Consider the following 9,202-nt stretch of genomic DNA (forward strand, 5'->3'; position numbering starts at 1 on the left):
ACAGGTCGTAACGGAACGTCTTGATCAGCGGCGCCTCACCTGGGCCGGGTGCCGTGACGACACTCTCCCGGCCGGACCCCGACTCGACCATGCCGGTGGCCAGCGCCACACCCGTTTCCGATCCCGGGTATGGGGTGAACGCGGAGAACAACTCGGGCGCCTTGCCCGATTCGCCGGGGAGGGTCGAGGAGAACACCTTCACCTGGGATTCCATGCCGGGTCCAGATCCGACGATGACGTTGTCGGACATCGCGTTTCCGTCGATGTCGGTGCCCGCGACGGTCACCCCGCCCTTGAAGTCGGCGTCGAAGGGCGCAAAGCGGGCGAGCTCCGACTTGAACAGCCCCTCCCTGGTGTTGTTGCCGTCGTAGACCGCGACCTCGGGCGACACTCCCTTGCCGGTGCCGGCGATCAGGTCGAGAATGCCGTCGCCGTTGACGTCGGCCATCGCGACCGTCGGCGTGCCCTCGAAGTTCGGGAAGGGGAAGACGGTCTGCATGACCTTGTCGCCGTTGGCATCTCGCACCTGTACGGAGGCGGGTTTACCTTTACTTCCGGGTATCGCCACCGCGTAGGTGGACACCTCGGGGATGACGTTGATGGTCGCCATCAACCCGTTGTCCTCGTGGTTGAGCCGGTGGCAGTGGATCACGTAGGTCCCGATGAACTCCAGGAACTCCTGGCGCAGGGTCAGCGTGGCGGGTGTGCTGACGACGTGCATGTCGTTGAACACCGGCGCCGGAACGTTGACGTTGTCCAGGCCCCACGGTTGCACTCCCGTCTTGCCGTTGTGCGGGTCGTCGATCTCCATCACCTGAAAGTCGTTGACGTGGATGTGCATCGGATGCGCATCGTTGTTCTGGTTGGTGATCTTCCACTCCTCCACCGAGTTGAGGCGGGGCTGGATCAGTGGGACGTTCGGGAACCCGGCGGGTTCGAAGAAGTAGATGACGGCCTTGGGATCGTTGTTGCTGGCCTTGTCGCCGCCGATGGTATCGGTGATGGTCATCTCCCGTTTGACCGCCGGTGTCATGACCGACGTATCGACGAAAGACGTATAGGCGCCGAGGTTCTGGCCCTGTTCGAAGGCAGTCGTCTGCCCAGGCCCGCCGGCGTCCGGTGTGGCGCGGATCAGCGTCTGGGTCGGAAACACGAAGAAGCCGTCGGCGTAGCTGATGTACTTGGGATCCACGCTCAGGTTGCCGAGCACCGCTGGCGTGTTCTTGGTGCCGTCGTTCGTATACAGCACAGCGGGATCGGTGATCTGGGTGGCCTTGGGATCTGGGGGAAACTCGAGCACCAGGTCGCCTTGCTTGGGCATGGTCACCGCGATGGCGTACCGCGACCCTGGCGGGATGTCGAGCGTCGTGCCGTCACCGTAGACGGGCTTGCCGACCTGGGTGTACGGGTTGCCGTCCTGCCCGACGATGGCGAACTTCGGGTGGTTGCCCGTCGCGGTCTCGGTCAGCCGCAGCGTCATGTAGGAGATGTCACTGATGTTGGCCACCGCCCAGATCTCCGTCTGGCCCGGCTTGATCTTCAGCTCGGGCTGGAACTGACCGTTGACGGTGTATTGCACGTCGCGCTGGTTCTCCGGCAGTGCCGGGTCCTCGTCTATCTTGGCGCCTCCGCCGTCGAAGGCGATCAGGTTGGACGGCATGAACTGGGTCTGGCCGCGGTTGTTCTTCGGCGACAACGGGCCTGACCACCACGGCGTGACGTACCGGGCACCCTGCGTCGTGTCGGCAATGTTCACCGGGGCCAGGCTCGGCTGGTACGTGCCGTCGGCCAGCTGGGAACCCTCGGGCGGCTTGAGCGTGCTCACCCACTGCGGCCAGGTCGGATTGTTGAGCTGATGCCCCTTGCCGTTGCGGTCGAACACGTAGTTGTACTGAATCGCCATGTCGCGCACCGGAATCTTGTTCTGAGTGACCAGCGGCAGATTTCCGTCCGGTCGCCCAATCTCCAGCAGCCCCGCCAAGCCGGCGTAGGTCTGCTGGGTCGTCATCGTGTGGCGGTGACTGTGATACCAGTACAGCCCGTTGGGCATGTTGTTCGGGACGTCGTAGCTGTAGGTGTTGCCCATCCCGGCGGGAATCGACAACAGCACGTTGTCGGCGTTGCCCGACGGGCTGACGTGCAGGCCATGGGTGTGCAGATTGAGCGGCGCCTCGGCCAGCGGCGGCGGGTAGATGGGCACCTCGCCGCCCTTCGGGGTCATGGCCGGGTCGTAGAAGTCCTCGATGGTGAGGCCCTGAAGGTCGTTGTCGTAGTGCACGATCAACTTCTCGCCTGGTTGGACGTGCAGAGTTGGTGCGGGATAGAGGTTGTCGCCCTTGGCCGAGCCGTCCGAGCTGGTGCCCTTGATCAGATCGAAACCGAAGATCAGGAAGTTGTCGACCGGCTTCTTCACCGTGTCGAGGTTCACCGTGCCCTGATGCGCCGACAGTCGTACTTCGAGCACGCCGTCCTGGCTCGACAACCGCACCGGCTCGCGGAAGGGGGCCGGTTTGCCGTCGGCCCCGGCGTTCACGCCTGCGGGCGGATTGACCGATTCCTTCGGCGTCGCAGCACAACTGGTGCCCATGACGGTCATGGCGACGATGACGACCATCGCGAGCGCTGATCTGGCTCGACGGTGCTGCATGCGGTTCTCCCCTATAACTTGGTCTCCTGAGCCGAGAGCGCCATCCACAACCCGTCCTGCCGAACGAACACGTCGGTGAACCGTTCGCGATCGACGACCCTGCCGTCCCTGGTGACGTTGTTGACGCCGTGAATCACGGCCGTGTCACCCGCGATGTCGACGATCTGGTCGGACGCGACGAACGTGAAGGGCAACGGCTCGGTGCTGGCGATCTCCTGCCCACGGTCGAGCAGCTGCCCGTCGGAATTCACGTGCCGGAAGGTCGGCGCGAGAATCGCCTCGACCCCCGCGACGTCACCCGAGGTGATCGCGACGAGCCAGCGCGCCTCCTGGGTGAGCACGTCCGCGCACGGCGATGCCTCGATTGGCAGCGGCAGGCCATCGCTGTCGACGCACGTGTCGGCCCGGCTGATCGCGGGCGTCAGGATCGACGCGATCGCGACGAGCCCGGCCATCACCGTGAGCACCCCGAGGACGGCGCGCGCTTCACGGCTCATGGGATGAATTCCTGCCTCACTCGGGTCACGGAGTATAGGCACGAATACGTCAATAAAATGGCTGGTTCGCGAACTATCCGGCTCGGCTTGCTACGTTACGGCGGTGTTGACCGAACTGATCCCCCTCGCGCTGGTGGTGGCGCTGTCGCCGCTGTCGATCATTCCCGCGGTGTTGGTTCTGTCCACCCCGCGACCCAGGCCGACGGGGCTCGCGTTCATGATCGGTTGGCTGTTCGGTCTGGCCGTGTTGACCCAGATCTTCGTCGAGGTGTCCAGCCTCCTCGGCGGGGGTTTGGACAAGCCGCCGCCGTGGGCGTCGTGGGTGCGCATCGTGGCGGGCGCGGCGCTGATCGCATTCGGTCTCTACAAGTGGTCAACCCGCAAACGGTCGGAGCACTCGCCGAAGTGGATGAGCAGCTTCGCCAAGATCACCCCGGCCAGGGCCGCCACCACTGCCGTGGTCCTGGTGTTCGTCAACCCCAAGGTGCTGTTCATGTGCGCCGCAGCGGGTTTGGCGATCGGGACCGAGGGGCTCGGTAGAACCGGCGCCACCCTCGGCGTCGTGTACTACGTCGCGATCGCAGCGTCGACGGTGGTACTCCCCATCCTGGCGTACGTCGTGTCCGGCGACCGTCTCGACCACGCGCTGGTCCGACTCAAGGAATGGATGGAGGCCCAGCACGCCACCCTCGTCGCAGCCATCCTCGTCGTCCTTGGCGTGATGGTCCTCTACAAGGGCATCCGCGGCGTGTAGCGACGTAACTAGACTCCGACAGCGTGGGACTCGACGACCGTGACGCGCTGACGGTGCTGCGTGCGGCGGTCGACCCCGAAGCCGGCTCCGACGAGTTGATCCGACGCTTCTACACCCGATGGTTCGCCATCGACACCGCGGTCAGCGACCTGTTCCCACCCGACATGGACCGGCAGCGCACCGTGTTCGCCAAGGCCATGACGTGGCTGTTCGGCGAACTGATCGAACAGCGCGCCGAGGAACCCGTCGCGTTCCTGGCCCAGCTTGGCCGCGACCACCGCAAATACGGTGTCAGCCAACGACATTACGACAGCATGCAGAACGCACTGATCACCACGTTGCGCAGCCACCTCATCGATCAGTGGGATGGCCGACTTGCCGACGCCGCCGAACAGGCCGTCCAGCTGATCGTCGGGATCATGCGCGGGGCGGCCGATGCCGAGAAGGGGCCACCCTTCGTCGACGGCACCGTCGTCGAACACCTCAGGACCACACGCGACGTCTCGGTGATCCGATTGCAACTGGACCGGTCGCTGTACTTCCATCCCGGTCAGTACGTCACCGTGCAGGTGCCCCAGTGGCCGCGCCGCTGGCGGTACCTGAGTCCGTCGATCCCGGCCGACCGCAGCGGCGCCATCGAATTCCACGTGCGTTCCGTGGCAGGAGGCATGGTCAGCACCGCCATCGTCGGCGAGACGACGCCCGGCGACCGGTGGCGGCTGTCCAACCCGCACGGCGCAATGCACGTCGACCGAAATGGCGGCGACGTGCTGATGGTCGCGGGCGGCACCGGTCTCGCGCCCCTGCGGTCGATCATCATGGACCTCACCCGATCGGCCGTGAATCCGCGGGTGCACCTGTTCTTCGGCGCCAGGTATCCATGCGACCTCTACGACCTGAAGACCCTGTGGCAGGTCGCGTCGACCAACCCGTGGCTGTCGGTGACCCCGGTGTCGGAGTACTCCACCAATCCGCCGTGGGCGGCCGACTATCCGGACGTCGCACCTCCACGCGGACTGCACGTACGTCAGACCGGCACGCTCCCCGACGTGGTGACGAAGTACGGAAGCTGGGGCGATCGGCAGATCCTGGTCTGCGGCGGGCCGGAGATGGTCGAGGCCACCAAGGCGGCACTGATCTCCAAGGGCGCCGATCCGCGGAGCATTCAACACGATCCACTCGCCAGTTGAGCGTGACAGAATCGCCGAATGTCCGAGTTCGAAGCCGTCACGCTGACTGACCCGTCCTCGTCGTTGACCGCCACCGTCGTACCGCTGGCAGGCATGGTCGTCTCGTCGCTTGCCGACGGCGAAGACGAGTTCCTTGGCCAGCGACGTGGCCTGGACGCCTACATCACCAACGGTAAGACCATGGGCATCCCGCTCCTGTATCCGTGGGCAAATCGCTTGAGCGCCAGCAAGTATGGGATCAACGGGGCCGTCGTGACACTCACCCCGGGTACCGGCGGCGTTCGGACCGACGAGCACGGTGTGCCGATCCACGGGGTCCTTGCCGCCTATCCCGGCTGGCTGGTCACGGACCGTTCCGACAACTCGGTGACGGCAGTCCTCGACTACGGCGGACGGCCGCGGCTGCTCGCGTCATTCCCATTCCCCCACGTGCTGACGCAGCAGGTGACGCTCGCCGACCGCACGCTGACCATCGAGACCACAGTGATGCCGACGACGGCCGCGTCCGTGCCACTGTGTTTCGGCTACCACCCGTATCTCAGGCTCCCAGGAGCGCCCCGCGCGGACTGGCTGTTGGAGACGCCAACCATGCGGCACCTACCGGTGGACAACTGGGGCATCCCGACCGGGTCGCACGAGGAATGGACCGGCTCGGCAGAACCGCTGAAGTCCACCGAGTACGACGACGGATTCGATCAGGTACCCGACGGCTCGGTGTTCGCCATCTCGGGTGGCGATCGACGCGTCGAGGTGAGGTTCATCAAGGGTTATCCCGCGGCGCAACTGTTCGCGCCGGGGAACGACGACATCGTCGCCATCGAGCCCATGGCCGCGCCCACCGATTCGCTGCGTCGTGGCAACTACCGGTTCGCCGTCGCCGGCAAACCGGAGAGGTGCCGGTTCTCGATCAAGGTCACGTGAGCGGGCCCGCGGCGGCGACCTGCCGCCCGGTCACGGCGATCCACGCCAGCGTCACCAACGTCGCAACGACGTAAACCATGCCGGCCCATGCCAAATACCACGGCCGGCTGATCTGCCAGAGACTCGGTTCCGCGAAGGCAAGCAGACTGGGGACGCTGAGGAAGGTCAGCGCCACCCAACCCCACCCGAGAACGCGAGCGCCCCGCTCATCCCGCCACGGCCCTCGTAGCAGCCAAATGATCAACGGCACCACCCACACCCAATGGTGAATCCACGAAATGGGTGACAGCAAAAGGCCGAACAGTTCGACGACGAGCAGCGAGCCCAGCCTGTCCCGGGGGCCGGCACCGGCCCCCACCGCCCGCCACGCCAACAGTGCCAACACCGCCGTCGCGACGATCGCGCCGATCACCAGCGCACCGTGACCGGCGTCGTGGCCAACGATCCTCGAGATCCCCCCGCGCCACGACTGGTTGATCGCGATGCCAACCGGATTGACGCTGGTATCCCCCATCACCCTGGTGAAGTAGTGCCGCACCTGATCGCCAACCACTAGGTACGACAGCCCGACCGTGGCGAAGAAGACGACCGCCGAGAAGACGGCGACGGCCCACCGCCGTACCCCGACGAAGTAGAGGCCCGCGATCGCCGGCGTCAGCTTCACCCCCGCGGCCAGCCCAATCAGCAGGCCCGATAGCCACCACCGGTTGCTGAGCACGGCGTACAACACGGCAAGGGTCAGAAAGACGCCCACCTGCCCGAGATTCACTGCGACGCGGACTGGTTCGAGCCAGATCACACCCGCGGTCCACAACATCGCGGAGCGATGTGTGCCGCCGCCCACCAGACGTTGACTGATGCGCACGATCCCGTACACCGCAGCCAGCATCGCCAATTGCCACAGCAGCCCAGCCAGCTCGACCGGCAAGACCGTCAGCGGGCGGAACACGATCGCCGCGAACGGCGGATAGACGAACGGTAGCGGCTGGTCCGGGGATTGATCCGAGTAGGCGAAGGAATACAAGGTCTCGGGGCGACTCAAGGCGGACCCGCCGAGCACGTACACCCGGAAGTCGACGAGGTTGGGCGGGCTGGGGATCGTCACCCCGAGCAGAGCCGCCACGCTGGCGGCCAGCACCAGCGGGGCGAGCAGGCGCCGGCGATCGGCAGGCCCGCCGACCTCAGGCACGGCGCCCAGTTGCGACGATCCAGACCAGCGTCGTCAACGATGCCACGAGGTAGACGAGGCCGGCCCATGCCAGATACCAGGGACGACTGATCTCCGAGATGTTCGGTTGGGCAAGGGACAAAAGGCTGGGAATGCTGGCCACCATCAGTGCCAGCCAGCTCCAGCCCAGGACACGCGCACCGGGCTCGTCGCGCCACGACCCGTGCCGGAGCCAAATTAACAGCGGCACCACCCACACCCAGTGATGAATCCACGACACCGGCGAGGCCATCAACCCGAACATCTGAACCACCAGAAGCGAACCCAACCGGTCACGTTCGCCCGCACCGGAACCCAGCGCCCGCCAGGCGAATACCGACAGAATCGCGGTGCCCGCAATCGCCCCGATGACGAGGGCGTGCGGACCCGCGTCGTGACCCACTATCCGGGAAATCCCGCCCAGCCACGACTGGTTCCACGACGATCCGATCGGCAGCGTCTGACCTGCCTGGATCACTTGACGAGGGAAGTAGCGACCCGTGTCACCGGGCAGCACGGCGTAAGCCAACGCGACGGTGGCGAAGTAGACCACGGCCGAGAACGCCACAGCGGCCCAGCGCCTGGTGCCGACGAAGTACAGACCGGTGATCGCCGGGGTCAGCTTCACCCCTGCGCCGACACCGATCAACAGCCCGGAAAGCCACCAGCGCGAACTGTAGGCGGCATACAGCACGGCGAGCATCAGGAAGATGCCGACCTGCCCGGATTGGATGTTGCTCCCAGTAGGTTCCAGCCAGATGGCGATCGCGGTCCAGAGCATGGCCGTCCTGGCGCTACCGCCGTTGCCCATCAGGCGTTGGCTGATGCGCACCGAGCCGTACACCGCGGCAATCTGGGCGACCTGCCAGAGAAATGCGAGCAGACCGAACGGCAGCAGGTGCAGTGGGTAGAAGACCATCGCCGCAAACGTCGGATAGGTGAACGGCAAGTGCTCACCCTTGAGCGGGTCGACGTAGAAGACGTCGTACAGCGTGCCCGGCTGGTTCAGGGCCGCGCCGCCGAGCGCATACACGTGAAGGTCGAAGAACCCGTCGCCTGCGATCAGGTAGTAGCCCATGGTCGAGGCCAGTCGCACAACGACACTGACAGCCAGCAGAATCGGCGCCAGAGTCGCCAATCTGGATACTCGAGGACGCACGATCGAAGTCGGCTCCGCGGTCACCGGGCGACTATAACGACATGGCGTCGGTCCGGCATTCGTCACGATCGGCGCTGCGGCGAATGATCATGCCGGTGAAGATGATCCAGCAAAATGTCGCCAACGTCAGCATCGGATAGACGAGCCCGGCCCAGGCCTCATACCAGGGCCGGCTGACCTCCCACCGGTTCGCCTGAAGGGAGGCAAGGGCGTTGGGGATGGCCAGCACGGCAACGGCCAGCCATAGCCACCGAAGAACGCGAGCGCCGCGCATGTCACGCCACCGTCCGTGACGGAGCCAAACCAGCAGCGGCACGATCCACACCCAGTGCGCGGTCCAAGAGACGGGCGAGGCCAGCAGCCCGAAGACCATGACCACCAGCAGGGAGCCCAGCTGGTCGCGGCGTGTCGAGCCGAAACCCAGCGCCCACCATGCCATCACCGCGAGCAGACCGGTGATGGCGAGCACCGCGATCAAAAGCGGACCCGTGCCGGCGTCATGACCCAAGACCCGCGCGATCCCGCCGCGCCAGGATTGGTTGTAGTCATTGCCGATCGTGAACAGGTTGTCTCGGCCGATCCAGTCGGTGAAGAAGTAGCGAACCTGTTCTCCCGCAACGAGATACGACACCACTAGCGTCGCGAAGAAGACCACCGCCGAGAACACCGCGGCGGCCCAGCGCCGGACCCCGACGAAGTACAGCCCGGTGATCGCAGGCGTCAGCTTCACGCCAGCGCCAAGCCCGACCAACAAGCCGGCCAACCACCAGCGCCTACTGTAGGCCGCGCACATCACGGCGAGCATGAGGAAGACACCGATCGTGGCG

The 9,202-nt window shown here is 65.5% G+C and carries 8 protein-coding genes; 3 read left to right on the forward strand and 5 right to left on the reverse strand.

Features of this window, described 5'->3' with window-relative positions:
- Together QOD90_RS24405 and QOD90_RS24410 are read right to left on the reverse strand one after the other, a co-directional pair.
- On the reverse strand, positions 1–2,647 hold a 2,647-nt coding region (locus QOD90_RS24405), incomplete at its 3' end, for a multicopper oxidase family protein (RefSeq protein ID WP_526353916.1).
- An 11-nt stretch (positions 2,648–2,658) separates the two neighbouring features.
- Positions 2,659–3,144: a DUF4440 domain-containing protein gene (locus tag QOD90_RS24410; protein WP_526353918.1), complete on the reverse strand. Its 486-nt coding sequence runs from the start codon at positions 3,142–3,144 to the stop codon at positions 2,659–2,661.
- Positions 3,145–3,247: 103 nt separating this feature from the next.
- On the opposite strand from QOD90_RS24410, the gene QOD90_RS24415 reads away from it, so the two are divergent.
- Genes QOD90_RS24415 through QOD90_RS24425 form a run of 3 tightly spaced genes read left to right on the forward strand, consistent with a single transcriptional unit; the run spans position 3,248 to position 6,009 of the window.
- Positions 3,248–3,898: a GAP family protein gene (locus QOD90_RS24415; RefSeq protein ID WP_526353920.1), complete on the forward strand. Its 651-nt coding sequence runs from the start codon at positions 3,248–3,250 to the stop codon at positions 3,896–3,898.
- A 23-nt stretch (positions 3,899–3,921) separates the two neighbouring features.
- The gene (locus QOD90_RS24420) at positions 3,922–5,088 is read left to right on the forward strand and encodes an FAD-binding oxidoreductase (RefSeq protein ID WP_526353922.1); all 1,167 of its coding nucleotides are present in this window, start codon (positions 3,922–3,924) and stop codon (positions 5,086–5,088) included.
- 18 nt (positions 5,089–5,106) lie between these two features.
- Positions 5,107–6,009, forward strand: a complete 903-nt coding sequence (locus QOD90_RS24425) for an aldose 1-epimerase (RefSeq protein WP_526353924.1) — start codon at positions 5,107–5,109, stop codon at positions 6,007–6,009.
- Here the strand turns inward: QOD90_RS24425 and QOD90_RS24430 are convergent.
- The 3 genes from QOD90_RS24430 to QOD90_RS24440 form a co-directional block, all read right to left on the reverse strand.
- The gene (locus tag QOD90_RS24430) at positions 6,002–7,207 is read right to left on the reverse strand and encodes a mannosyltransferase (protein WP_526353930.1); all 1,206 of its coding nucleotides are present in this window, start codon (positions 7,205–7,207) and stop codon (positions 6,002–6,004) included. The genes QOD90_RS24425 and QOD90_RS24430 overlap by 8 nt on opposite strands.
- A complete protein-coding gene (locus QOD90_RS24435; protein ID WP_526353926.1) occupies positions 7,191–8,399 on the reverse strand; it encodes a mannosyltransferase in 1,209 nt (402 codons plus the stop codon). The genes QOD90_RS24430 and QOD90_RS24435 overlap by 17 nt, the downstream gene beginning before the upstream one ends.
- Positions 8,400–8,406: 7 nt before the next feature.
- On the reverse strand, positions 8,407–9,202 hold a 796-nt coding region (locus QOD90_RS24440; RefSeq protein WP_526353928.1), incomplete at its 5' end, for a glycosyltransferase 87 family protein.

It is taken from the genome of Mycobacterium sp. (genome assembly GCF_032161845.1).
Taxonomy (GTDB): Bacteria; Actinomycetota; Actinomycetes; order Mycobacteriales; family Mycobacteriaceae; genus Mycobacterium.